Consider the following 24,494-nt stretch of genomic DNA (forward strand, 5'->3'; position numbering starts at 1 on the left):
GCGTTGTGTAAGCCTGTGAAGGTGTGTTGAGAAGCATGCTGGAGGTATCACAAGTGCGAATGCTGACGTGAGTAACGATAATGGGGGTGAAAAACCCCCACGCCGAAAGACCAAGGTTTCCTGCGCAACGCTAATCGGCGCAGGGTGAGTCGGCCCCTAAGGCGAGGCAGAAATGCGTAGCTGATGGGAAACGGGTTAATATTCCCGTACTTCTTATAACTGCGATGGAGAGACGGAGAAGGCTATACCTACCGGGCGTTGGTTGTCCCGGGGAAAGGTCGTAGGCTGAGGTGTTAGGCAAATCCGGCACCTTAAGGCTGAGAACCGAGACCACTGGTCCTTTGTGACCGGGAAGTGGTTGATGCCATGCTTCCAGGAAAATCTTCTAAGCTTCAGGTTATAAGGAACCGTACCCCAAACCGACACAGGTGGTTGGGATGAGTATTCTAAGGCGCTTGAGAGAACTCGGGTGAAGGAACTAGGCAAAATTGTACCGTAACTTCGGGAGAAGGTACGCCGCTGACGGTGACGAGACTTGCTCTCTGAGCTATTGGCGGTCGCAGTGAAAAGGCCCCTGCAACTGTTTATTAAAAACACAGCACTCTGCAAACGCGTAAGCGGACGTATAGGGTGTGACGCCTGCCCGGTGCCGGAAGGTTAATTGATGGGGTTAGCTTCGGCGAAGCTCTTGATCGAAGCCCCGGTAAACGGCGGCCGTAACTCTCTAACGGTCCTAAGGTAGCGAAATTCCTTGTCGGGTAAGTTCCGACCTGCACGAATGGGGTAACCATGGCCACGCTGTCTCCACCCGAGACTCAGTGAAATTGAAATCGCAGTGAAGATGCTGTGTACCCGCGGCTAGACGGAAAGACCCCGTGAACCTTTACTATAGCTTCACAGTGGACTTTGAACCTGCTTGTGTAGGATAGCTGGGAGACTTTGAAGCGGTGACGCTAGTCATCGTGGAGTCGTCCTTGAAATACCAGCCTGGCATGTTTGAGGTTCTAACCTAGGCCCGTTATCCGGGTCGGGGACATTGTGTGGTGGGTAGTTTGACTGGGGCGGTCTCCTCCCAAAGAGTAACGGAGGAGCACAAAGGTACCCTCAGCACGGTCGGACATCGTGCAACGAGCGTAAAGGTAGAAGGGTGCTTGACTGCGAGACCTACAAGTCGAGCAGGTGCGAAAGCAGGTCTTAGTGATCCGGTGGTTCTGTATGGAAGGGCCATCGCTCAACGGATAAAAGGTACTCCGGGGATAACAGGCTGATACCGCCCAAGAGTTCATATCGACGGCGGTGTTTGGCACCTCGATGTCGGCTCATCTCATCCTGGGGCTGAAGCCGGTCCCAAGGGTATGGCTGTTCGCCATTTAAAGAGGTACGCGAGCTGGGTTTAGAACGTCGTGAGACAGTTCGGTCCCTATCTGCCGTGGGCGTTGGAGATTTGAGAGGAGCTGCTCCTAGTACGAGAGGACCGGAGTGGACGAACCTCTGGTGTTCCGGTTGTCACGCCAGTGGCATTGCCGGGTAGCTACGTTCGGACGGGATAACCGCTGAAAGCATCTAAGCGGGAAGCCTCCCTCAAGATGAGATCTCCCTGGGGGCTTGACCCCCCTGAAGGGCCGTTGAAGACCACAACGTTGATAGGCTGGGTGTGGAAGCGTTGTAAGGCGTGAAGCTAACCAGTACTAATTGCCCGTGAGGCTTGACTATATAACACCAAAGCAGTCTCGGCTCCGAGAGCCAGGACAGCAAAGAGACGGTGTCAGAGATAGACGCTTGCACCATTGAATAGCAAACTTCTCGTTCCCATTTGGCTTTGCCGGTGAGCAGTGTAGTACACCGGTAAGGCAACCTAATTTGGTGACCCTGAGACAATCAGGAAAACCAAACCAGTTTGCCTGACGACCATAGAGTGTTGGAACCACCTGATCCCATGCCGAACTCAGAAGTGAAACGACATATCGCCGATGGTAGTGTGGGGTCTCCCCATGTGAGAGTAGGTCATCGTCAGGCTCTTAAATAAACAAAAGACCCCCGCCACGAAAGTGTCGGGGGTTTTTTGTTTTATACAGGATCACGGTGATCAACACTCCCTACCTCGCGGCAACGCCGCCATCCCCTCAAGGGGGACCGAGGTGTAACAAGCGATGCCCCGCAGGGGGCAGCTTGAGGCGCCGCAGGCGTCCCGCAGGGACAGCAAGCATGCTCGCTGCCTAAGTAGGTCATCTCCCAAGCCACAAGCTAGAAGCTAGAAGCTAAAACCACCCCTTCGCCATGCAAGCATGGCTCCAACGAATCAGTATCCAGCTGCAAACCCAACCCCTAAACCCCCATCCCGGTACTACGAATCTCATTATCCCGATAGTGCGGGTCCACCCAGCACCTGGGCAGCGTCTCGCCAGATGGGAATACCAGCTCTTCTTTGCTGAAGGGTTCAGTTTCCTGCACTTCTTCACCATGGTGGTAGCACCCGCTTACCTCGCTGCGAAGAGGGTTTACCAGCTCTGTCAGGTCAATAATCTGGACCAGATGGCCGCTTTTGGACTCTTTGAGAAACATGCTATTTCCTCCCGGCTCGTCCTGTAACTTTCAGGGTGCGGCGATTGGTATGGCGCTGGCAAGGGTAAAGGGCGTAAACATTATTAAACCAAGAGGGGCTTTATCCCTGGTGGCGGCCATTCTATGCTGGACGCCGCCAATACCAGCCATGCCAGGAGCCCTTTTCTGACGCTGTAAAGGCTCCATCGCCGGCGGCGAAAGTGGTATGGTTGGGGTTTGCTAATCAAGCCGACCCTGCATAGCAGGGTTGCGATCCGGCGCTGGATGGATCGGCATCCGGCGCCGGGTTGATAGAGTTGTTGCGGTTTTGCAGGGTAGGCCTGCTCCAGACCCGCGGAAACGGGCTGTATCGATACGTTTGGACTTGGGAAAAGGTTAAGAATTATGACAAAGGATAAGGCAGCAGTAATGAGCCCGCTCAAGGCGCTGGAACAGCGTTGTGAAAAACAGGGCAAGTCGGTAGCTATGGTTCAGCCCATGGGTGGTGGTGAGCTGCAGGACTATACCTGGGAACGAATCAACGATGAGGCTCGCAGAATGGCGGCCTATCTGCAGTCGCAGGGTGTGCAAAAGGGTGACCATGTGGCGCTGGTTTCCAAAAACTGTGCGGAATGGATTATTGCTGATCTTTCTATCTGGATGGCTGGTGCCGTCAGTGTTCCGCTGTACCCGACCCTGGTTGAAGAGACGGTGCGTCAAATCATGGAGCACAGTGAGTCCAAGTTCTTGTTTGTGGGCAAGCTGGATGACTGGGACATGATGAAGGCGGGGGTACCTGCGGGAGTCAAGCAGGTGGCCTTTACATTGGCTCCGCGTGATGCTCTGAATGATTTCCCCAACTGGGGCGATATTATCCGTGACACTGCGCCGATCGAAAAAGTGGCCGAGCCTGCCATGGAGGATATTGCGACCATTATTTATACCTCTGGCACTACCGGTATGCCTAAAGGGGTCATGCATGATTTTCAGTCTTTCTCGACCGTGGGCGAGAAGATGATCAAGGTGTATAACCTGACCCCTGACGAGCGCATGATTTCCTACCTGCCGCTGTCCCATGTGGCTGAGCGTGTGGCGGTGGAGATTGCCCAGCTATACGTAGGCAACAAGATCTTCTTTGCCGAATCCCTGGAAACATTCGGCGAAGACATCAAGCGTGCCCAGCCCACGGTCTTCTTTGCGGTGCCGCGTATCTGGTCCAAGTTCTATCAGAAGGCTTCCGAGGCGGTGCCGCCCAAGAAGCTCAACAAGCTGCTGAAAATTCCCTTCCTGAATAAAGTGATCAAAAAGAAGGTGCTGGGCGCCATGGGGCTGGACCAGTGTCGCATTGCGCTGTCCGGTGCTGCCGCGCTGTCCCCTGACATCATCACCTGGTTCAAGAAGCTGGATTTGGAAATTCTCGAAGTGTACGGCATGACCGAAAACCTGGCCTGGTCGCATACCACTGAAGAGGGTGATCAGAAAATCGGTTGGGTAGGCACTCCCAATGATGGGGTGGAATGCCGTATTGGCGAGGGCGGTGAAATCCTGGTGCGCAGCCTGGGTAACATGAAGGGCTACTACAAGCAGCCAGACAAGACGGCTGAAGATCTGACTGAAGACGGTTGGTTGCATACTGGTGATGTGGGCGAGATCGACGAGAAGGGTCGGTTGCGTATTACCGGTCGCGTCAAGGAAATCTTCAAGACGGAAAAAGGTAAGTATGTGGCGCCAGCGCCGATTGAAAATCGTCTCTCTACTCAGCCGGGTCTGGAACTGTCCTGTGTCATCGGACAGGGAATGGGGCAGCCCATTGCCTTGTTGAACATTACCCCGGAAGAGCAGGAGAAACTGTCCAAGGGTAGTGAGAAAGAGCATTTCACCAAAGAGCTGGAGGCGCTGCTGGCTCGAGTTAACAATGAGCTCGATCCCCACGAACGTATGACGACTCTGGTGGTGTGCAAAGATGCATGGACAGTGGAAAACAACCTGATTACGCCTACCTTGAAGTTGAAGCGTAACGAAATCGAAAAACGTTATGCAGACGACATCCCCAAGTGGGCGAAAACCAAAGGGGTGGTTTGGGAAGCTTGAGCGTTCTCAAAGAGGCGGATCAGCAATTGATCCGCCTTCTTGCTGATGGTCAATTCCGTTCCGGCTCAGAACTGGGTGAGGCCCTGGGGATTTCCAGGGCAGCCATCTGGAAGCGTGTGCAGCGGCTTGAGGAGTTCGGCCTGGCGCTGGAGTCCGTCAAGGGAAAAGGCTATCGGCTGGCACAGCCTGTCGATCTGATTGATCCCCTTTCTCTGCAGGCGACATTGGGTGACCGGGCGCAGTTGCACTATCAGTGGGTTACCGAATCTACCAATGCGGATGCCCTGGCCATAGAAGGGCCGGTCAGTGGTCCCCTGGTGTTTGTCACTGAATGCCAGACCGCCGGTCGTGGCCGGCGAGGCCGGCAGTGGCAATCTCCCTTTGCTGCCAACCTGTATTTCTCCATTCGTTTTCCGGTCAGTGGCGGATTCGCCGCTTTGGGCGGGTTGAGTCTGGCGGTGGGTGTGGCTGTGGCTAAGGCGTTACAGGAGCTGGATCCGCCTTTGCCGGTAACCTTGAAATGGCCCAATGATCTGCAGATCAATGGTGCCAAGGTTGGTGGTGTGCTGATAGAGCTGGCCGGAGAAATGGATGGTCAGGTGGATGTGGTCATCGGTGTGGGTGTTAATGGTCGCATGACGGGACATCAGGCCCGGGATATCGATCAGGCCTGGACCGATCTGGCCAGCGAGCTTGCCGATATGCCGCCGCGGACAACGCTGGCCGCCTGTGTGCTATCCCGTTTGCTGGAAATGATGCCTCATTTTTCGCAACACGGCTTTGTCGCTTTCCAGAATGATTTTGATCGCTATGATGCGGTGCGGGGAAAGTCGGTGCAGGTTCAGTCCGGTGACCAGATGATTCTGGGGCGGGCTGTTGGTGTTCTGGCGGATGGGGCTTTGCGTGTGGAAACTCCTGACGGGGTCCGTGAAGTCTATGGCGGTGAAGTGAGTCTGAGAGTGCGATGAAACTGTTTGTGGATGTGGGCAACACTGCCATGAAATGGCGCTTTCGCCAGGGTGAGAAGGTTGAGCAGGGCGGGTGCCGGCATGGCAGGGACTGGCCTGCCGTTATTGGCGCCTTGCTGAAAGATGGCGGACACCTTGAGTCGATCTGGATCGCTTCTGTGGCTGGGCCCTCTGCGGACGCTGAAATTGCCGGCTTGCTGGCTGACCGGACCGGAGTGTCGCCGTGTTTCTATTACTCCTGCGCGGATGACTTCGGCGTGCGCAGCTGTTATCCGGAGCCTCGAAAGCTGGGTGTGGATCGCTGGGTGGCAATGATCGAGGGTTATCAGCGTTTTGGGGCCAGTATCATTATCGATTGTGGCAGTGCGCTGACCATTGATGCTGTAGATGGCAAGGGCGAGTTCCTGGGTGGGTACATTGTCCCGGGGCTGGGAATGCTGCGAACGGCCCTGTTGCGTGATACCTCTGACGTGCATATCGAACCGGCCGCGGCCAGACCGGGGCTGGGGCGCTCCACCGGTGAGTGTGTGCACAATGGTTTGTTGCGTATGTCTGTGGCCTTCGTCACGGAGGTGGTGGTTGAACTGCGCCAAGTGCTTGATGATACTTGTAAAGTGCTGGTGACTGGCGGTGATGCCCCGAAATTGACAGGTGCTTTCCAGTTCGACTTTCTGCATATGCCCGACCTGGTCCTCGATGGCCTTGAGCGCGTGGCAGCCCGACAACAATAATGGTGGGGGAACACCGGTGCGGTGGATATTTTACAGCTTGCTGGTCGTGAATCTGGTTTATCTGGGGGTGCAGCTCACCAAGAGCCTGGCTCCCCGTGATGCGACGGTGTCGTTGCGTGTGCCTGCCCAGGCTGCGGGTGGGGAGCCGTTGGTGCTGCTTTCCGAGCGGTCGCAGCCGAGCAGAGAGGGCGCACGCAGGCCGGAAGCCGGCTCCCTCTGTGCGGTGGTGGGGCCCTGGCAGTCGCGGGAGGCGGCCAATGCTGGTGCGGTGCAGCTCAGGGCGGCAGGTTTGCCGGGCCGCGTGCGGGCGCTGAATATCGAGAAGGATCGCCTCAATTGGGTCTATCTGCCTCCTTATCCTGACAGGGAGCGTGCGTTGAGGGTGCTTCATGAGCTGCAGGATCATGGCGTAGACAGCTTTGTGGTCAAGGAAGGTGATGATGCCAATGCCATTTCGCTAGGCTATTTTTCCAGTGCGGAGTCGGCGGAAGGGTTGCGCGTAAAGATGCGCAACGCCGGTTATCCGGCCTTTGTGCGTGAAACATCCCGGGCGGTCACTGAATACTGGGTTTATCTGGCTGACCAGGCGCCAAAAGAGAAGCCGGAACTGGATATATTTCTGCAGGCAAATCAGTCTCTTAAGCTTGACTGGGTAGCCTGTCCGTAAATTGCTGGGCAATTATTAGGCGTTTGATCTCCAAGTGGATTGCGCCGCCTGATTCCTTTCTATAGAATTCGCAACCCTTGTGAGCTGGCGTAGCTCAGTTGGTAGAGCAGCTGATTTGTAATCAGCCGGTCGGGGGTTCGACTCCTCTCGCCAGCTCCAGCTTTAAACGTGCCTAACTACTTGAAAATAGGTTGACAAGTGGTTGGGCCGAAAAGAGAATGTAGGCCCTTTTCTGGAGGGGTTCCCGAGTGGCCAAAGGGATCAGACTGTAAATCTGACGCGAAAGCTTCGGAGGTTCGAATCCTCCCCCCTCCACCAGATTAAAAGCAGATCATTCTTTGGATGGTTTGTATGGCCGGAAGGCTGGCAGGCATCGGAAGGTTTGCGGGTATAGTTCAACGGTAGAACCTCAGCCTTCCAAGCTGATGATGCGGGTTCGATTCCCGCTACCCGCTCCAGCTCCGGTAGAGTTTGGTCGCCGCTAGGCGGCATGAAGGTTATGCTCTTGTAGCTCAGTAGGTAGAGCACACCCTTGGTAAGGGTGAGGTCACCGGTTCAAATCCGGTCAAGAGCTCCAATTTCCGGGCCCAGGTATATCCTGGGTCCGGCTTCATGTGTCTTGATGGTGCCAAGGTGGTCTGTGTTTATCAATACAGTCCTTAAATGTGTCTTTATCGGGTGTATGCGCGCCATATGGCGAGGAAGCACAGCCAAGTTAAGAGGTGAAGAGTCGTGGCAAAGGAAAAGTTTGAACGTAATAAACCGCACGTAAACGTAGGCACCATTGGTCACGTTGACCATGGTAAAACCACTCTGACCGCCGCGCTGACCCGCGTGTGTGCAGAGGTTTGGGGCGGTAGCGCCATCGCTTTCGACGGCATTGATAATGCCCCGGAAGAGCGTGAGCGTGGTATCACCATTGCAACTTCTCATGTGGAATACGATTCCCCGACTCGTCACTACGCCCACGTAGACTGCCCCGGTCACGCTGATTATGTGAAAAACATGATCACCGGTGCCGCGCAGATGGACGGCGCGATCCTGGTATGTTCCGCTGCTGACGGCCCGATGCCGCAGACTCGCGAGCACATCCTGCTGTCCCGTCAGGTTGGCGTACCTTACATCGTTGTGTTCCTGAACAAAGCGGACATGGTTGACGATGAAGAGCTGCTCGAGCTGGTAGAAATGGAAGTTCGCGAACTGCTGAGCGACTATGACTTCCCGGGCGACGACACGCCGATCATCAAGGGTTCTGCCCTGAAAGCACTGGAAGGCGACACCAGCGACATCGGCATGCCTGCCGTACAGAAACTGGTTGAGACCCTGGACGAGTACATCCCGGAGCCGGAGCGTGCCGTAGACCAGCCGTTCCTGATGCCGATCGAAGACGTATTCTCCATCTCCGGTCGCGGTACTGTAGTAACCGGCCGTGTAGAGCGTGGCATCATCAAGGTGGGCGAGGAAATCGAGATCGTCGGTATCCACGACACCACCAAGACCACCTGTACCGGTGTTGAGATGTTCCGCAAGCTGCTCGACGAAGGTCGTGCTGGTGAGAACGTTGGTGTTCTGCTGCGTGGTACCAAGCGTGATGACGTTGAGCGTGGTCAGGTGCTGGCCAAGCCGGGCTCCATCAAGCCGCACACCAAGTTCATTGCTGAAGTGTACGTGCTGAGCAAGGACGAAGGTGGTCGTCATACCCCGTTCTTCAACGGCTACCGTCCGCAGTTCTACTTCCGTACTACCGACGTAACGGGTGCTTGTACCCTGCCGGAAGGTACCGAGATGGTTATGCCGGGCGACAACGTACAGATGGACGTTGAGCTGATCGCGCCGATCGCCATGGAAGACGGCCTGCGCTTCGCTATCCGCGAAGGTGGTCGTACCGTTGGTGCCGGTGTGGTTGCCAAAATCACCGAGTAATCGTTGCGGTGAAGAAGGGTGGCGGGCTAGCCTGCCACCCTGTTTTATTTAAAGGTTTCAGAGTTACAGGCCAGTAGTTCAATTGGTAGAGCACCGGTCTCCAAAACCGGCTGTTGGGGGTTCGAGTCCCTCCTGGCCTGCCAATTTTCCCAAGGCTGCCGCTTGGGTGGTGGGGTGCATCGTAAGATGAGCGAGAAAACAGAAGCACGTTCCGGCTCTGCCGCCTTCGAGGCGGTGAAGTGGTTGCTGGTAGTCGGTCTGGTGGCCGCTGCTGTTGTCGGTAATAGCTATTTCTCCGAGCAGCCCACTCTTTACCGGGTGGTCGGTGTTGTTGCTGTTGCCCTGGTCGCAGTGTTTTTTGCTCTGCAGACCGAGCAGGGCAAGGCGTTCAATCAGCTGCGCAAGGATTCCATGGTCGAGCTGCGTAAAGTGGTGTGGCCGACGCGTCAGGAAACCCTGCAGACCACGCTGATTGTTCTTGTCTTTGTTGTGATTGTGGCCCTGTTGCTGTTTGTGCTCGACTGGATCCTCGGTGGGCTCATGTCCTGGGTTATTGGCTAAGGGGTAAACATGGCAAAGCGCTGGTATGTGGTACATGCCTATTCGGGTTTCGAGAAGCACGTAAAACGCGCCCTGGAAGAGCGCGTTAAATTGCGTTCTATGGAAGAGCTTTTCGGCGAGATTCTGGTTCCTACCGAAGAAGTGGTGGAGATCAAGGGCGGCCAAAAGCGCAAGTCTGAGCGTAAGTTCTTCCCGGGCTATGTGTTGGTGCAGATGGAGATGTGTGATGACTCCTGGCACCTGGTAAAAGAAACCCCGAAAGTGATGGGCTTTATTGGTGAAGATCCGAAAAATCCGGGTCGCGTTTCACCGATTACCCAGAAAGAGGCGGATGCCATTCTGCGTCGCATGGATGATGCGGTCGAGAAGCCGAAGCCGAAGACACTGTTTGAGGCGGGTGAAGTGGTTCGTGTCAACGACGGTCCCTTTGCTGACTTCAATGGCGTAATCGAAGAAGTGAATTACGAGAAGAGTCGCCTGCAGGTGGCAGTAATGATCTTCGGTCGTTCCACGCCGGTAGAGCTGGAATTCGGTCAGGTCGAAAAAACCTGATCCTTTCAGTGGTATCAATTAGGTGCCCTGATCGCTGAAAAGCGTTCGGGGCGTTTTGACAACCTGAGGGGAGCCCGCACTCTGCGCGGCGTTTGCACCCAAGGAGTCTTACAATGGCGAAGAAAGTCCAAGCCTACATCAAGCTGCAGGTTGCAGCGGGTCAGGCTAACCCGTCCCCGCCGGTTGGTCCCGCACTGGGTCAGCACGGTGTGAATATCATGGAGTTCTGTAAGGCGTTCAACGCCCAGACTCAGCAGCTGGATGCCGGTGCGCCGGTTCCTGTTGTGATCACCGTTTATAGCGACCGCTCCTTTACCTTCACCATGAAGACGCCGCCGGCGTCTTACCTGCTGAAGAAAGCGGCCGGTATCAAGAGCGGCTCTGGCGAGCCGAACACCAAGAAAGTGGGCAAGGTAACCCGTGAGCAGCTGGAAGAGATCGCCAAGGCCAAAGAGCCTGATCTGACCGCTGCGGATCTGGAAGCTGCCGTGCGCACTATCGCGGGCTCTGCCCGTTCCATGGGTCTGGATGTGGAGGGTTAACCAATGGCTAAGTTGTCCAAGCGTACCCGTGCCATCCGGGAAAAAGTGGAAGCTGGCAAACTGTACCAGGTAGAGGAAGCTGTGGCCCTGCTGGCCGAGCTGTCTACCGTGAAGTTCAAGGAATCTCTGGACGTAGCGGTCAACCTGGGTGTGGATCCGCGTAAATCAGACCAGAATGTTCGTGGTGCTTCCGTGCTGCCCCACGGTACCGGTAAAACCGTTCGCGTAGCAGTGTTCGCCCAGGGCGCCAAGGCTGAAGAAGCCAAGGAAGCCGGTGCGGATGTGGTTGGTTTTGACGATCTGGCCGAGCAGGTTCAGGGTGGCGAAATCAACTTTGATGTGGTTATTGCCTCCCCGGACGCCATGCGTGTTGTCGGCAAGCTGGGCACTATTTTGGGCCCCCGTGGTCTGATGCCCAACCCGAAGGTAGGCACCGTAACTCCTGATGTTGCCCAGGCAGTGAAGAACGCCAAGGGTGGTCAGGTTCGTTACCGTACCGACAAGGGTGGCATTGTGCACTGCACCGTGGGTCAGGTTGGTTTTGACTCCAATGCGATCAAGGAAAATGTGGAATCTCTGCTGGCTGACCTTAAGAGAGCCAAGCCGTCTTCCGCCAAGGGTACCTATTTCAAGAAGGTGACCCTGTCCACCACCATGGGTCCCGGTCTGAATATTGATCCGGCCTCCCTGGCGATGTAAAGAATTTGAGCCTGGTGCAACCCTGGCCAGGCTCACAAGGGCTTTGATCCCGATGACTCACTCTTTAATGAGAGTCTCGTCGGGGCGTCAAAGACCGCAGGTTTCCGGTTCTGTTTGGAGTCTGCCTTTAAGAGGCAAGTAACAGGCCGGGATTAAGGGGTAACCGCCTGCGCAGGCGCGGTAGTTGTTTCCTGGCTCGTTTCAGGTTGTGGCTCCGCGATAATGGCCGGGAAACCGGCCCTGGCGACCGCCTCGAAATCAGATTGCAGTCGATTTTGACGGTTAATGTTTGTGAATCCAGGAGGTAAACATGCCTTTGAATCTGGAGGACAAACGGGCGATTGTTGCTTCGGTTAATGCTGTAGCTACTGAAGCGCTGTCTGCTGTGGTTGCTGACTATCGTGGTCTCACTGTTTCTCAGATGACTGAGTTGCGTAGTAAGGCCCGTGAAACCGGCGTGTACCTGAAAGTGGTACGGAACACGCTGGCGAAGTTCGCCGTGAAAGACACTGAGTACGAGTGTTTGAGCGACGTTCTGGTTGGCCCCACTGTTTTGGCTTTTTCCCAGGATGATCCGGGTGCAGCTGCCCGTCTCATCAAGGATTTTGCTAAAGACAATGACGCGCTGGAAGTTAAGGCTCTGGCTGTGGGTGGTGTAGCGTATGGTCCCCAGGATATTGATGTCCTGGCCAAGCTGCCGACTCGCGACGAAGCACTTTCTCAGCTCATGTCCGTTATGCAGGCCCCGGTGGCCAAGTTTGTTCGTACCCTCAACGAGGTGCCCGGCAAATTTGTTCGCACGGTTGCTGCAGTCAAGGACCAGAAACAGAGTGCCGCCTGATTTGTCAGGCTGCGTAACTACCCGATCCAATCGGATCGCCCGTGTGGTGATTTAGGAGATTGAAAATGGCCGTTTCCAAAGAAGATATCCTCGGCGCTATCGCCGATATGAGCGTTATGGACCTCGTTGAACTGATCGAGGCCATGGAAGAGAAGTTCGGCGTTACCGCCGCTGCCGCTGTTGCCGCTGCTCCTGCAGCTGCTGCTGGTGGCGAAGCTGCCGCCGAAGAGAAAACCGAGTTTGACGTTGTTCTGACCGGTTTCGGTGACAAGAAAGTTGGCGTGATCAAGGCTGTCCGTGAAGTAACCGGCCTGGGTCTGAAAGAAGCCAAAGAGCTCGTTGAAGGCGCTCCTGCTCCTGTTAAAGAAGGTGCCTCCAAAGACGAAGCCGAAGAGATCAAGAAAAAGATCGAAGAGGCTGGCGGTACTGCCGAGCTCAAGTAAGCGCATTTGCGCAATGTCTTTCCACAATAATGCGGAAAGGCACCGGCTGGCAGCTTGAGGGCTGCCAGCCTTTTGTCGTTTCTGTATGAGAGGTTTCATACAGGAATATCACCCAAGGGTGATAGATCAACAGCTGAGGAACGCAGATGGCATACTCATTCACTGAGAAAAAGCGGATCCGCAAAGATTTCGGCAAGCTTCCGAAGGTTATGGAGGTCCCGTACCTTCTGGCCATACAGCTCGATTCTTACCGTAAATTTCTGCAGCAAGACAAGAGCGCAGAAGAGCGTCTGGACCAGGGTCTGGAAGCCGCTTTCCGGTCAGTATTTCCGATTTCAAGTTATTCCGGGAATGCCGCGCTGGAGTATGCCGGCTATGAGTTCGGCAAGCCTGTTTTTGATGTAAAAGAATGTACTGTTCGTGGTACCACCTACGCTGCGCCGCTGCGCGTACGGATTCGTCTGGTCATCTATGACAAGGAATCCAGTGGGGCTATCAAGGATATCCGTGAACAGCAGGTCTACATGGGCGAAATGCCCTTGATGACCGAAAACGGTACCTTTGTGATCAACGGTACCGAGCGTGTCATTGTGTCCCAGCTGCACCGTTCCCCCGGTGTGTTTTTCGACCACGATAAAGGCAAGACTCACTCCTCCGGCAAGCTGCTGTATTCCGCCCGGGTGATTCCTTACCGTGGCTCCTGGCTGGACTTCGAATTCGATCCCAAGGACCAGGTGTTCGTGCGGATCGACCGTCGCCGCAAGTTGCCGGCGACGATCCTGCTGCGTGCGTTGGGTTATACCTCCGACGAAGTGTTGGAGATGTTCTTCGAGACCAACGAAATTGCAGTGGAAGACGGCATTTACCGTATGAAGCTGGTGCCGGAGCGTCTGCGTGGTGAAACCGCGACCTTCGATATCCTGGCTGACGGTGAAGTCGTGGTGGAGCGCGGCCGTCGTATTACCGCGCGCCATATTCGCCAGCTGGAAAAGGCCAATATCGAGTACCTGGATATTCCTGCCGAATACCTGCAGGGCAAGTACCTGGCCAAATCCATCATCGACCAGGACACTGGCGAGATCCTGGTGGAGTGTAATACCGAACTGACAGCGGAAACGCTTGAGAAGCTGGAGCAGGGCGGTATCACCGATTTCGAAACCCTGTACACCAACGATCTGGACAACGGCCCGTTCATGGCCGACACCCTGCGTGCTGATCCGACCCGTACTCCGCTGGAGGCGCTGGTCGAGATCTACCGCATGATGCGTCCCGGTGAGCCGCCGACCAAAGAAGCGGCAGAGAACCTGTTCAAGAACCTGTTCTTCACCGACGAGCGTTACGACCTGTCCGGTGTTGGCCGGATGAAGTTCAACCGTCGTCTCGGTCGCGAAGACGAAACCGGTCCTGGCATCCTCTACGATGGTCGCTACTTCAGCACCCGCACCGATGAGGAAGGCAAGCAGTACTTTGCGCAGATGGGTGAAGAAACCTCTGACATCATTGAAGTGCTGCGCACCCTGGTGGACATCCGCAACGGTAACGGTGTGGTGGATGATATCGATCACCTGGGTAACCGCCGTGTGCGTTCCGTGGGTGAAATGGCCGAAAACCAGTTCCGTGTGGGTCTGGTGCGTGTAGAGCGTGCGGTCAAGGAGCGTCTGAGCCTGGCGGAGTCCGAAGGCCTGATGCCGCAGGATCTGATCAACTCCAAGCCGGTGGCGGCTGCTGTTAAAGAGTTCTTCGGCTCTTCCCAGCTGTCCCAGTTCATGGATCAGAACAACCCGCTGTCCGAGATCACGCACAAGCGTCGTGTTTCCGCGTTGGGCCCAGGCGGTCTGACCCGTGAGCGTGCCGGCTTCGAGGTGCGTGACGTACACCCGACCCACTATGGTCGTGTATGTCCCATCGAGACTCCTGAAGGTCCGAACATCGGTTTGATCAACTCCCTGGCCACATATGCCCGCGCCAATGAGTACGGTTTCCTCGAGTCTCCGTACCTGAAAGTGATTGACGGCAAGGTCAGCGAGGAAATCGAATACCTGTCCGCCATCGAGGAAGCCGAGTGCGTGATCGCACAGGTGGACGCGAAGATGACGGAAGAGGGCGGTTTTGCGGAAGACTTCGTGACCGTGCGTCACCGTTACGAATTTACCGTGATGGAGCGTGACACCATTACCCATATGGATGTCTCTCCCCGTCAGGTGGTGTCCGTGGCGGCGTCCCTGATTCCGTTCCTTGAGCACGATGATGCGAACCGCGCATTGATGGGCTCCAACATGCAGCGTCAGGCTGTGCCCACCCTGCGTGCCGACAAGCCGCTGGTCGGTACCGGCTTCGAGCGTCACGTGGCCCGGGATTCCGGTGTCTGTGTGGTTGCTACTCGTGGCGGTATCGTCGACAAGGTGGATGCATCGCGGATCATCGTTAAGGTGAACGACGACGAAGTGAACGAAGGTGAAGCAGGTGTAGATATCTACAACCTGACCAAATACACCCGTTCCAACCAGAACACCTGTATCAACCAGCGTCCGCTGGTGAAAGTGGGTGACCGGGTTGCTGCCCGCGACATCATGGCTGACGGTCCGTCCGTGGACATGGGCGAACTGGCCCTGGGTCAGAACATGCGCGTGGCGTTCATGCCCTGGAATGGCTACAACTTCGAGGATTCCATCCTGATCTCCGAGCGGGTGGTGAAGGAAGATCGCTTCACCTCCATTCATATTCAGGAATTGACCGCGATTGCCCGTGATACCAAGTTGGGCCCGGAAGAAATTACCGCCGATATCCCCAATGTGGGCGAGGCGGCACTGTCTAAACTGGACGAGTCCGGCATTGTTTACATCGGTGCGGAAGTGGGCGCTGGCGACATTCTGGTCGGTAAGGTAACGCCGAAAGGTGAGACCCAGCTGACTCCGGAAGAGAAGCTGTTGCGTGCCATCTTCGGCGAGAAAGCCTCTGATGTGAAAGATACCTCCCTGCGAGTGTCTTCCGGCGTCAAGGGCACCGTGATCGACGTGCAGGTCTTCACCCGTGATGGTGTGGAAAAAGACGAGCGCGCCAAGCAAATCGAGCAGGACTCCCTGGATCAGTTCCGCAAGGATCTGAAAGACGAGTTCCGTATCGTTCAGCAGGATATTCTCGAGCGTCTGCGCACCGTGCTGGTGGGCAAGAAGGTCAATGGCGGTGCCGGCTTCAAGCGCGGTACCGAGCTGACTGCCGAAGCACTGGATAACCTGGATGCGGACAAGTGGTTCGAACTGCGTCCGGCGGATGACGATGTGGCTGAGCAGCTTGAGCGTGCCCAGCAGTATCTTGAACTGCACAAGAAAGAGCAGGACGAGCGCTACCGCGACAAGCAGGCCAAGATTTCCGGTGGTGATGACCTGGCTCACGGCGTGCTGAAAGTGGTCAAGGTCTACCTGGCTATCAAGCGTCGCATCCAGCCGGGTGACAAGATGGCTGGTCGTCACGGTAACAAGGGTGTGATCTCCGTGATCATGCCGGAAGAAGATATGCCGTACGACGAGCATGGCGTGCCGGTAGATGTGGTGTTGAACCCGCTGGGTGTACCGTCCCGTATGAACGTGGGGCAGATCCTGGAAACCCACCTGGGTTGGGCCGCCAAGGGCCTGGGCGAGCGCATTGGCGAGATGCTGGCCGAGCAGAAGAAAGTGGCGGAGGTCCGCGGCTTCCTGGACAAGATCTACAACAAGGCAGGTGCCGGTGGTTCACCGGAAGATCTGGACAGCTTCAGTGATGATGAAATCATCGAGCTGGCCCAGAACCTGGTTGGTGGCGTTCCCATGGCAACCGCGGTATTCGACGGTGCCAAGGAATTCGAGATCAAGGAACTGCTGGAGCTTGCCGGTTACGATCGTTCCGGTCAGATGCAGCTCTGGGATGGCCGTACCGGTGAGAAATTTGATCGCAAGGTCACCGTTGGCTACATGTACATGCTGAAGTTGAACCACCTGGTGGACGACAAGATGCATGCCCGTTCCACCGGCTCCTACAGCCTGGTAACCCAGCAACCGCTGGGTGGTAAGGCACAGTTCGGTGGTCAGCGTTTCGGTGAGATGGAAGTGTGGGCGCTGGAAGCCTATGGCGCCGCCTACACCTTGCAGGAAATGCTTACCGTGAAGTCCGATGATGTGAATGGCCGTACTCGTATGTACAAGAACATCGTGGATGGTGATCACCGTATGGACCCGGGTATGCCGGAATCCTTCAACGTATTGCTGAAGGAAATCCGCTCTCTCGGTATCAATATCGAGTTGGAAAACGACTGAAGCGATGTGTGCCGCTTCCCTTCGGGGGGAGCGGCTCGCGTTGTTACCCGGGTTTAGGAAAGAATTGAGAGCGTAAAGCTCGCTACGGAGGACTGGCCTTGAAAGACCTGCTGAATCTGCTTAAAAGTCAGGGACAAGTCACGGAGTTTGATAAACTCAAGATCTCTCTGGCACCGCCGGATCTGATCCGCTCCTGGTCTTTCGGCGAAGTGAAAAAGCCGGAAACCATTAATTATCGTACCTTCAAGCCGGAACGGGATGGCCTGTTCTGTGCGCGTATCTTTGGTCCGATCAAGGACTACGAGTGCCTGTGCGGCAAGTACAAGCGTCTCAAGCACCGTGGTGTGATCTGTGAGAAGTGTGGCGTGGAAGTCACCCTCTCCAAGGTTCGCCGTGAGCGCATGGGTCACATTGAGCTGGCCAGCCCCACCGCGCACATCTGGTTCCTGAAGTCGCTGCCGTCCCGTATCGGTCTCATGCTGGACATGACCCTGCGTGATATCGAACGGGTGCTGTACTTCGAGTCCTTTGTGGTGACCGAGCCAGGCATGACCACCCTTGAGCGTGGTCAGCTGCTGACTGACGAAGAGTACTTCGATGCCCTCGAAGAGTTCGGCGACGAATTCGAAGCCAAGATGGGTGCCGAGGCCGTACAGCAGTTGCTCATGGAGCTGGACCTGGTCGAAGAGATCAAGATCCTCCGTGAGGAAGTGGAATCCACCAACTCCGATACCAAGCTGAAGAAGCTGTCCAAGCGTCTCAAGCTGATGGAGGCCTTCAAGGATTCCGGTAACAAGCCGGAGTGGATGATCCTCACTGTGCTGCCGGTGCTGCCGCCGGATCTGCGTCCGCTGGTACCGCTGGACGGGGGCCGTTTTGCCACCTCCGACCTGAACGATCTGTACCGCCGCGTGATCAACCGGAACAACCGCCTCAAGCGTCTGCTGGACCTGAGTGCGCCGGACATCATCGTGCGCAACGAAAAGCGCATGCTGCAGGAATCCGTGGATGCGTTGCTGGATAACGGTCGTCGTGGCCGTGCCATCACCGGTTCCAACAAGCGCCCGCTGAAATCCCTGGCTGACATGATCAAGGGTAAGCAGGGTCGTTTCCGTCAGAACCTGCTGGGTAAGCGGGTGGACTACTCCGGTCGTTCCGTGATCGTGGTGGGGCCGTCTCTCAAGCTGCACGAGACCGGCCTGCCCAAGAAGATGGCGCTGGAACTGTTCAAGCCGTTCATCTTTGCCAAGCTGGAAGCCCGTGGTCTGGCAACCACCATCAAGGCGGCCAAGAAGATGGTCGAACGCGAAACTGCCGAGGTCTGGGATATCCTGGCTGAAGTGATTCGCGAGCACCCGGTCATGTTGAACCGGGCGCCGACCCTTCACCGTCTGGGTATCCAGGCGTTCGAGCCGGTACTGATTGAAGGTAAGGCGATCCAGCTGCATCCGCTGGTCTGTGCTGCCTTCAACGCGGACTTCGATGGTGACCAGATGGCGGTGCATTTGCCGCTGACCCTGGAAGCCCAGCTGGAAGCTCGCGCGCTGATGATGTCCACCAACAACATCCTGTCGCCGGCCAATGGTGAGCCCATCATCGGTCCGACCCAGGACGTGGTACTGGGTCTGTACTACATCAGCCGCGAAAAGGTAAACGCCAAGGGTGAAGGCCAGATTTTTGCCGACACCAAGGAAGTGATGCGTGCCCTGGCCAACAAGCAGGTTGATCTGCATGCCCGGGTGAAAGTGCGTGTTCATGAAGTGGTGCGTGATCTAGAAGGTGGCGTTGAAGAGCGTACCTTTATCGCTGATACCACCCCGGGTCGCTGCAAGCTGTGGGATATCGTACCCACCGGTCTGGGCTTCGCCATGGTCAACCAGAACATGACCAAGAAGGCGATTTCCAAGCTGTTGAACACGTGTTACCGGATTCTTGGTACCAAAGAAACCTGTATCTTTGCTGACCAGCTGATGTACCTGGGCTTCCGTGAAGCAACCCTGTCCGGTTCCTCGATTGGTGTGGAAGACATGGTGATCCCGGATGCCAAGTACACCATGATCGACGCGGCCGAAGACGAGGTTCGCGAGATCGAGGAGCAATTCGCTTCCGGTCTGGTAACCCGTGGTGAGCGTTATAACAAGGTGGTGGATATCTGGGCCCGTACTAACGACCAGATCGCCAAGGCAATGATGGAAAACCTGCGCGTCGAAGTGGTGAAAAACCGCGACGGCGAGGACGAAGAGCAGGGCTCCTTCAACTCTATCTTTATGATGGCCGATTCCGGTGCGCGGGGCTCCCCGGCACAGATTCGTCAGCTGGCCGGTATGCGTGGTCTGATGGCGAAGCCGGATGGTTCCATTATTGAAACGCCGATTACCAGCAACTTCCGTGAAGGTCTGAACGTACTCCAGTACTTCATCTCTACTCACGGTGCACGTAAAGGTCTGGCCGATACCGCCTTGAAGACGGCGAACTCCGGTTATCTGACCCGTCGTCTGGTTGACGTGGCTCAGGATCTGGTGGTTACCGCCGAGGATTGCGGTACCGAGGAAGGTCTGCTGATGACGCCGCTGATCGAAGGTGGTGACGTGGTTGAGGCCCTGGGTGAGCGTGTGCTGGGTCGTGTCGTGGCCCGTGATGTGATGAACCCGCTCAACCAGGACGAAGTGCTGGCGGAAGCCGGTACCCTGCTGGACGAGGTGTGGGTCAACAAGCTGGAATCCATGGGTGTGGATGAAGTGCTGGTGCGCTCGCCGATTACCTGTGCCACCCGTTGGGGTGTATGTTCCACCTGTTACGGCCGTGACCTGGCTCGTGGCCATCAGGTCAATGTAGGTGAGGCAGTGGGCGTTATCGCGGCCCAGTCCATTGGTGAGCCGGGTACCCAGCTGACCATGCGTACCTTCCACATCGGTGGTGCGGCCAGCCGGGCTTCTGCGGTGTCCAGCATCCAGATCAAGCACGGCGGCAAGGTGCGTTTCCACAACGCCAAGCACGTACAGCACAAGGACGGTCTGGTGATCGTTTCCCGTTCCGCCGATCTGGCGGTAGCGGATGAGCTGGGCCGGGAGCGTGAGCGTTACAAGCTGCCCTATGGTGCGACTGTGACCGTGGGCGAAGGTGATCAGGTTGATGGCGGTCAGGTGGTTGCCACCTGGGATCCCCATACCCACCCGATCATCGCGGAAGTGGAAGGTAAGGTGCAGTTCGGTGATATGGAAGAAGGTATCACCGTAAACCACCAGACCGACGAACTGACCGGCCTGACTAACATCGAAGTGCTGGGCACTCAGAACCGTCCAGCCGCCGGCAAGGACATGCGCCCGATGGTGCGTGTGGTTGATGGCAAGGGCAAGGCGGTATTGATGCCTAACACCGACATGCCGGCCCAGTACCTGCTGCCGGGCGGTGCGCTGTGTGGTCTCAAGGACGGTGCCAATATCTCCGTGGGTGACGTGATTGCGCGGATTCCGCAGGAATCCTCCAAGACCCGTGACATCACCGGTGGTCTGCCCCGTGTTGCCGACCTGTTCGAGGCGCGGAACCCCAAGGAAGCGGCAATCCTGGCTGAGAAGTCCGGTACCGTTTCCTTCGGCAAGGAAACCAAGGGCAAGGTGCGCCTGGTGATCACCCCGGATGACGGTGGCGAAGTCTACGAAGAGCTGATTCACAAGTGGCGTCAGCTGAACGTCTTCGAAGGTGAGAAAGTGGAGAAGGGTGAGGTGGTCTCTGATGGCCCGCTTAACCCCCACGATATCCTGCGCCTGATGGGTGAATCCGAGCTGGCTCGTTATATCGTTAATGAGGTGCAGGAGGTTTACCGCCTGCAGGGTGTGAAGATCAATGACAAGCACATTGAGACGATCATCCGCCAGATGCTGCGTAAAGTAGAGATCCTGGAAGTGGGCGAGTCCCGCTTCATCAAGGGCGAGCAGGCGGAGTACGCCCGCGTGATGGAAGAGATCGAGCGGCTCAAGGCCGAGGACAAGATGCTGCCCCAGTATGAGCGTCAGTTGCTGGGTATCACCAAGGCATCCCTGGCCACCGAGTCCTTTATCTCTGCAGCGTCCTTCCAGGAGACCACCCGGGTTCTTACCGAGGCAGCGGTCACCGGCAAGGAAGATGATTTGCGCGGTCTGAAGGAAAACGTGGTGGTAGGTCGTCTGGTGCCAGCAGGTACCGGCTATGCTCACCACCTGGAGCGTCGCCGCCAGCGTGTCGAGGCACGCGGGCCGGAAGCGCCCACCATGGACGAGGTGGAAGCCGCCCTGTCCGAGGCTCTCAGCTCCTCTGACGAGTGATTGCTGGCGAGTGACGGAGTTCCTGGCATCTTGACGTGATGCCGGGGGCTCCCTACAATCGCTGCCCCCCTGTTCTATGGGCAGTAAATGGGTGTCAGAGCTGTCAGATGACGGTTTCTGTCACAGAACTGTAAGCGTGAGGCAGTAGTTTCATGGCAACTGTAAACCAGCTGGTGCGCAAGCCGCGCAAAAGCAAGGTAGAAAAGAGCGACTCCGTAGCCCTGCAGGGCTGCCCCCAGCGTCGCGGCGTTTGCACTCGGGTGTATACCACTACCCCGAAGAAGCCAAACTCCGCACTGCGTAAAGTGTGTCGTGTGCGTCTGACCAACGGTTATGAAGTCTCTTCCTACATTGGTGGTGAAGGGCATAACCTGCAGGAGCACTCCGTAGTACTGATCCGTGGCGGTCGTGTAAAAGACCTTCCCGGTGTGCGCTACCACACTGTACGTGGAACCCTGGATACGGCAGGTGTGCAGGATCGCAAGCAGCGTCGCTCCAAGTATGGCGCCAAGCGTCCCAAGAAGTAATTGAAGTAACCGAGCACCTTTTCTGAATGCCGTAGCCTGATGGCTGCGGAGGGATGAGTAAGGTCCGGACGGCATGCCGTTCCGGAATTACCTGAAGATTTCCCCGCCCACAGCGGGAATGTTAGAGGAACACATCCGATGCCAAGACGTCGCGTTGTTGCCAAACGTGAGATCCTTCCGGATCCCAAGTTTGGAAGCCAGTTGCTGGCCAAGTTCATGAACCATGTAATGGTCAGTGGTAAGAAATCTGTATCCGAGCGCATCGTGTACGGTGCCCTGGATATCATCAGCGAACGCAAAGGGGCTGACTCCCTGGAGATGTTCGAAAAGGCGCTGGACAATATTCGTCCCGCCGTTGAGGTAAAGAGCCGCCGTGTCGGTGGTGCCACTTACCAGGTTCCCGTTGAGGTTCGTCCCAGCCGTCGTACCGCCCTGGCAATGCGCTGGTTGGTAGATGCTGCCCGTAAGCGTGGTGAGAAGAGCATGCCTGCTCGTCTGGCCGGCGAAGTGATGGATGCCGCCGAAGGTAAAGGCGCAGCGATGAAGAAGCGTGAAGACGTGCATCGCATGGCAGAGGCCAACAAGGCCTTCTCTCACTTCCGCTTCTAATAGCAGAAGGCAATCGAGTGAAGCCGGCCTAACATCAGGCCGGTTTCTATATTTGAACCAGTGAATCGAGGTTAGCCGCGTGGCACGTAAGACTCCTCTCAATCGCTATCGTAATATCGGTATCTGCGCACACGTAGATGCGGGTAAAACTACCACTACCGAACGTATTCTTTTCTACACCGGTGTGTCTCACAAGATTGGTGAGGTGCATGACGGCGCTGCCACCATGGACTGGATGGAGCAGGAGCAGGAGCGTGGTATTACCATTACCTCTGCTGCTACCACTACCTTCTGGCAGGGTATGGACCAGCAGTATGACCAGCACCGAATCAACATCATTGATACTCCCGGGCACGTAGACTTTACCATTGAGGTAGAGCGTTCCCTGCGTGTACTGGATGGTGCGGTTGTAGTGTTCTGTGGTTCCTCCGGTGTTGAGCCCCAGTCTGAAACCGTATGGCGTCAGGCCAACAAATATGAAGTGCCGCGGATCGTGTTCGTCAACAAGATGGACCGCGCCGGTGCTGATTTTGACCGTGTTTGTGACCAGATCCGTAATCGTCTGGGTGCCAAGGTTGTGCCGATTCAGTACAACATTGGTGCGGAAGACGAATTCAAGGGTGTTGTCGACCTGATCCGGATGAAAGCGATCTTCTGGAACGAAGAAGACATGGGCATGACCTATGAAGAGCGCGACATCCCGGAAAACATCCAGGCCCGTTGTGACGAGCTTCGTGAGCAGATGATGGAATCTGCGGCCGAAGGCTCCGAAGAGCTGATGGAAAAGTATCTGGAAACCGGCGAGCTCAGCAACGACGAAATCAAGGCGGGTCTGCGTCAGCAGGTGCTGGCCAATGAGATCGTTCTGGGTCTGTGTGGCTCTGCGTTCAAGAACAAGGGCGTTCAGGCGCTGCTGGATGCGGTGATTGAGTTCCTGCCTGCGCCGGATGAAGTTAAAGCCATTCAGGGTGTGCTGGAAGATGGCGAGACCGTTGAGTCCCGTGAGTCTTCAGACAAGGCGCCGTTCTCCGCGCTGGCGTTCAAGATCGCCACCGACCCGTTCGTGGGCTCCCTGACCTTTATCCGTGTTTACTCCGGTGTGCTGAACTCCGGTGACAGCGTGATGAACTCCGTGCGTCAGAAGAAAGAGCGTGTGGGGCGTCTGTTGCAGATGCACGCAAACAGCCGTGAAGAGATCAAGGAAGTATTGGCGGGTGATATCGCTGCCTGTGTAGGTCTCAAGGACATCACCACCGGTGATACTCTGTGTGACCTGAACAACATCATCGTTCTTGAGCGTATGGAATTCCCGGATCCGGTAATTTCCGTAGCGGTAGAGCCGAAGTCCAAGGCAGACCAGGAAAAAATGGGTCTGGCTCTGGGGCGTCTGGCGCAGGAAGATCCGTCTTTCCGTGTGAAGACCGACGAAGAAACCGGCCAGACCATTATCTCTGGTATGGGTGAGCTGCACCTGGATATTCTCGTGGATCGCATGAAGCGGGAATTCAAGGTGGAAGCCAACATCGGTGCGCCGCAGGTTGCCTACCGTGAAACCTTCACCCGTCCTGCTGACGTAGAAGGTAAGTTCGTCAAGCAGTCCGGTGGTCGTGGTCAGTATGGTCACGTTAAGGTGAAGTTTGAGCCCATCGATCGTGATGAGGAGTTCCAGTTCGAAGAGCAGATTCACGGCGGTACGGTTCCGAAGGAATACTTCGGTGCGGTCCAGAAGGGTATCGACGAGCAGCTGCAGTCTGGTGTGCTTGCTGGTTATCCGATCCTCGGCGTGAAAGCGATTCTCTACGATGGTTCCTACCATGAGGTGGATTCCAACGAAAACGCTTTCCGCATGGCGGGTGCCCTGGCTGTGAAGAACGCAGCGAAGGAAGCCGGCGCGGTACTGCTTGAGCCGATGATGAAGGTGGAAGCGGTAACCCCGGAAGACTACATGGGTGACGTAATGGGCGACCTTAACCGTCGTCGCGGTATCGTTCAGGGCATGGAAGACACCATGGCCGGCAAGATTATTCGTGCCGAGGTGCCGTTGTCTGAAATGTTCGGTTACGCTACCGACCTGCGTTCCATGTCCCAGGGTCGTGCCAGTTACTCCATGGAGTTCCTGAAGTACGCTGAGGCACCGAAGAATATCGCTGATGAAGTGATCAGCGGCAAAAAATCTTAAATTTACGGTTAATTTGTTAAGGGTATAGAG

17 protein-coding genes, 5 tRNA genes and 2 rRNA genes (1 of these 24 cut by a window edge) are annotated in these 24,494 nt (G+C 56.1%); 23 read left to right on the forward strand and 1 reads right to left on the reverse strand.

Annotated features, from left to right (window positions below; all coding sequences use genetic code 11):
* Together KZ772_RS15950 and rrf are read left to right on the forward strand one after the other, a co-directional pair.
* Positions 1–1,713 (forward strand): 23S ribosomal RNA (locus tag KZ772_RS15950) (it extends 1,185 nt beyond the left edge of the window).
* A 187-nt stretch (positions 1,714–1,900) separates the two neighbouring features.
* Positions 1,901–2,016 (forward strand): 5S ribosomal RNA (rrf, locus tag KZ772_RS15955).
* Positions 2,017–2,325: 309 nt separating this feature from the next.
* On the opposite strand, the gene KZ772_RS15960 is transcribed toward rrf, so the two are convergent.
* Positions 2,326–2,562 (reverse strand): acetyltransferase, encoded by a 237-nt coding sequence (locus KZ772_RS15960; RefSeq protein WP_290537478.1) that lies wholly within the window; start codon positions 2,560–2,562, stop codon positions 2,326–2,328.
* A 384-nt stretch (positions 2,563–2,946) separates the two neighbouring features.
* Between KZ772_RS15960 and KZ772_RS15965 the strand changes: the two genes are divergently transcribed.
* From KZ772_RS15965 to fusA, 21 genes are all read left to right on the forward strand, one after another.
* Positions 2,947–4,632 carry an AMP-binding protein gene (locus KZ772_RS15965; protein ID WP_290537479.1) on the forward strand — a complete coding sequence of 562 codons (1,686 nt, stop codon included), beginning with the start codon at positions 2,947–2,949 and terminating at the stop codon, positions 4,630–4,632.
* Complete coding sequence (locus KZ772_RS15970) at positions 4,629–5,600, forward strand: biotin--[acetyl-CoA-carboxylase] ligase (protein WP_290537480.1); 972 nt, start codon at positions 4,629–4,631, stop codon at positions 5,598–5,600. The genes KZ772_RS15965 and KZ772_RS15970 overlap by 4 nt, the downstream gene beginning before the upstream one ends.
* Entirely contained in the window at positions 5,597–6,331 is a 735-nt protein-coding gene (locus KZ772_RS15975) for a type III pantothenate kinase (RefSeq protein ID WP_290537481.1), read from the forward strand. The genes KZ772_RS15970 and KZ772_RS15975 overlap by 4 nt, the downstream gene beginning before the upstream one ends.
* 16 nt (positions 6,332–6,347) lie before the next feature.
* Positions 6,348–6,998 carry an SPOR domain-containing protein gene (locus KZ772_RS15980; RefSeq protein WP_290537482.1) on the forward strand — a complete coding sequence of 217 codons (651 nt, stop codon included), beginning with the start codon at positions 6,348–6,350 and terminating at the stop codon, positions 6,996–6,998.
* 83 nt (positions 6,999–7,081) lie between these two features.
* Positions 7,082–7,157, forward strand: a tRNA-Thr gene (locus tag KZ772_RS15985).
* Positions 7,158–7,232: 75 nt separating this feature from the next.
* Positions 7,233–7,316: transfer RNA gene (locus KZ772_RS15990), tRNA-Tyr, on the forward strand.
* Positions 7,317–7,382: 66 nt separating this feature from the next.
* Positions 7,383–7,456, forward strand: a tRNA-Gly gene (locus KZ772_RS15995).
* A 43-nt stretch (positions 7,457–7,499) separates the two neighbouring features.
* Positions 7,500–7,575 (forward strand) — tRNA-Thr (locus KZ772_RS16000).
* Positions 7,576–7,730: 155 nt separating this feature from the next.
* Positions 7,731–8,921 (forward strand): elongation factor Tu, encoded by a 1,191-nt coding sequence (gene tuf, locus KZ772_RS16005; protein WP_290537483.1) that lies wholly within the window; start codon positions 7,731–7,733, stop codon positions 8,919–8,921.
* A 67-nt stretch (positions 8,922–8,988) separates the two neighbouring features.
* Positions 8,989–9,064, forward strand: a tRNA-Trp gene (locus tag KZ772_RS16010).
* A gap of 43 nt (positions 9,065–9,107) precedes the next feature.
* Entirely contained in the window at positions 9,108–9,482 is a 375-nt protein-coding gene (secE, locus tag KZ772_RS16015) for a preprotein translocase subunit SecE (protein ID WP_062817989.1), read from the forward strand.
* Between the two features lie 9 nt (positions 9,483–9,491).
* Complete coding sequence (nusG, locus tag KZ772_RS16020; RefSeq protein WP_062817990.1) at positions 9,492–10,034, forward strand: transcription termination/antitermination protein NusG; 543 nt, start codon at positions 9,492–9,494, stop codon at positions 10,032–10,034.
* 113 nt (positions 10,035–10,147) lie between these two features.
* On the forward strand, positions 10,148–10,576 hold the full coding sequence (rplK, locus tag KZ772_RS16025) for a 50S ribosomal protein L11 (protein WP_062817991.1): 429 nt from the start codon (positions 10,148–10,150) through the stop codon (positions 10,574–10,576).
* Positions 10,577–10,579: 3 nt separating this feature from the next.
* Complete coding sequence (rplA, locus tag KZ772_RS16030) at positions 10,580–11,275, forward strand: 50S ribosomal protein L1 (RefSeq protein WP_290509367.1); 696 nt, start codon at positions 10,580–10,582, stop codon at positions 11,273–11,275.
* A gap of 310 nt (positions 11,276–11,585) precedes the next feature.
* Entirely contained in the window at positions 11,586–12,116 is a 531-nt protein-coding gene (gene rplJ / locus KZ772_RS16035) for a 50S ribosomal protein L10 (protein ID WP_290537484.1), read from the forward strand.
* 65 nt (positions 12,117–12,181) lie between these two features.
* Positions 12,182–12,559 (forward strand): 50S ribosomal protein L7/L12, encoded by a 378-nt coding sequence (gene rplL / locus KZ772_RS16040; protein ID WP_290537485.1) that lies wholly within the window; start codon positions 12,182–12,184, stop codon positions 12,557–12,559.
* A gap of 146 nt (positions 12,560–12,705) precedes the next feature.
* A complete protein-coding gene (gene rpoB / locus KZ772_RS16045; protein WP_290537486.1) occupies positions 12,706–16,848 on the forward strand; it encodes a DNA-directed RNA polymerase subunit beta in 4,143 nt (1,380 codons plus the stop codon).
* Positions 16,849–16,946: 98 nt separating this feature from the next.
* Complete coding sequence (gene rpoC / locus KZ772_RS16050) at positions 16,947–21,149, forward strand: DNA-directed RNA polymerase subunit beta' (protein WP_290537487.1); 4,203 nt, start codon at positions 16,947–16,949, stop codon at positions 21,147–21,149.
* Between the two features lie 152 nt (positions 21,150–21,301).
* Positions 21,302–21,676 carry a 30S ribosomal protein S12 gene (rpsL, locus tag KZ772_RS16055; protein ID WP_022986299.1) on the forward strand — a complete coding sequence of 125 codons (375 nt, stop codon included), beginning with the start codon at positions 21,302–21,304 and terminating at the stop codon, positions 21,674–21,676.
* Positions 21,677–21,814: 138 nt separating this feature from the next.
* Complete coding sequence (gene rpsG / locus KZ772_RS16060) at positions 21,815–22,285, forward strand: 30S ribosomal protein S7 (RefSeq protein WP_062817997.1); 471 nt, start codon at positions 21,815–21,817, stop codon at positions 22,283–22,285.
* A gap of 79 nt (positions 22,286–22,364) precedes the next feature.
* The gene (fusA, locus tag KZ772_RS16065; RefSeq protein WP_290537488.1) at positions 22,365–24,464 is read left to right on the forward strand and encodes an elongation factor G; all 2,100 of its coding nucleotides are present in this window, start codon (positions 22,365–22,367) and stop codon (positions 24,462–24,464) included.
* Positions 24,465–24,494 lie beyond the last annotated feature (30 nt).

Source organism: Alcanivorax sp. (assembly GCF_019431375.1).
Classification (GTDB): Bacteria; Pseudomonadota; Gammaproteobacteria; order Pseudomonadales; family Alcanivoracaceae; genus Alcanivorax; species Alcanivorax jadensis_A.

Excerpts from the sequence above, each read along its gene's own strand:
- KZ772_RS15960 (WP_290537478.1), bottom strand. The coding sequence starts at position 2,562 with ATGTTTCTCAAAGAGTCCAAAAGCGGCCATCTGGTCCAGATTATTGAC.
- KZ772_RS15965 (WP_290537479.1), top strand. The coding sequence starts at position 2,947 with ATGACAAAGGATAAGGCAGCAGTAATGAGCCCGCTCAAGGCGCTGGAA.
- KZ772_RS15975 (WP_290537481.1), top strand. The coding sequence starts at position 5,597 with ATGAAACTGTTTGTGGATGTGGGCAACACTGCCATGAAATGGCGCTTT.
- secE (WP_062817989.1), top strand. The coding sequence starts at position 9,108 with ATGAGCGAGAAAACAGAAGCACGTTCCGGCTCTGCCGCCTTCGAGGCG.
- nusG (WP_062817990.1), top strand. The coding sequence starts at position 9,492 with ATGGCAAAGCGCTGGTATGTGGTACATGCCTATTCGGGTTTCGAGAAG.
- rplK (WP_062817991.1), top strand. The coding sequence starts at position 10,148 with ATGGCGAAGAAAGTCCAAGCCTACATCAAGCTGCAGGTTGCAGCGGGT.
- rplA (WP_290509367.1), top strand. The coding sequence starts at position 10,580 with ATGGCTAAGTTGTCCAAGCGTACCCGTGCCATCCGGGAAAAAGTGGAA.
- rplJ (WP_290537484.1), top strand. The coding sequence starts at position 11,586 with ATGCCTTTGAATCTGGAGGACAAACGGGCGATTGTTGCTTCGGTTAAT.
- rplL (WP_290537485.1), top strand. The coding sequence starts at position 12,182 with ATGGCCGTTTCCAAAGAAGATATCCTCGGCGCTATCGCCGATATGAGC.
- rpoB (WP_290537486.1), top strand. The coding sequence starts at position 12,706 with ATGGCATACTCATTCACTGAGAAAAAGCGGATCCGCAAAGATTTCGGC.
- rpsL (WP_022986299.1), top strand. The coding sequence starts at position 21,302 with ATGGCAACTGTAAACCAGCTGGTGCGCAAGCCGCGCAAAAGCAAGGTA.
- rpsG (WP_062817997.1), top strand. The coding sequence starts at position 21,815 with ATGCCAAGACGTCGCGTTGTTGCCAAACGTGAGATCCTTCCGGATCCC.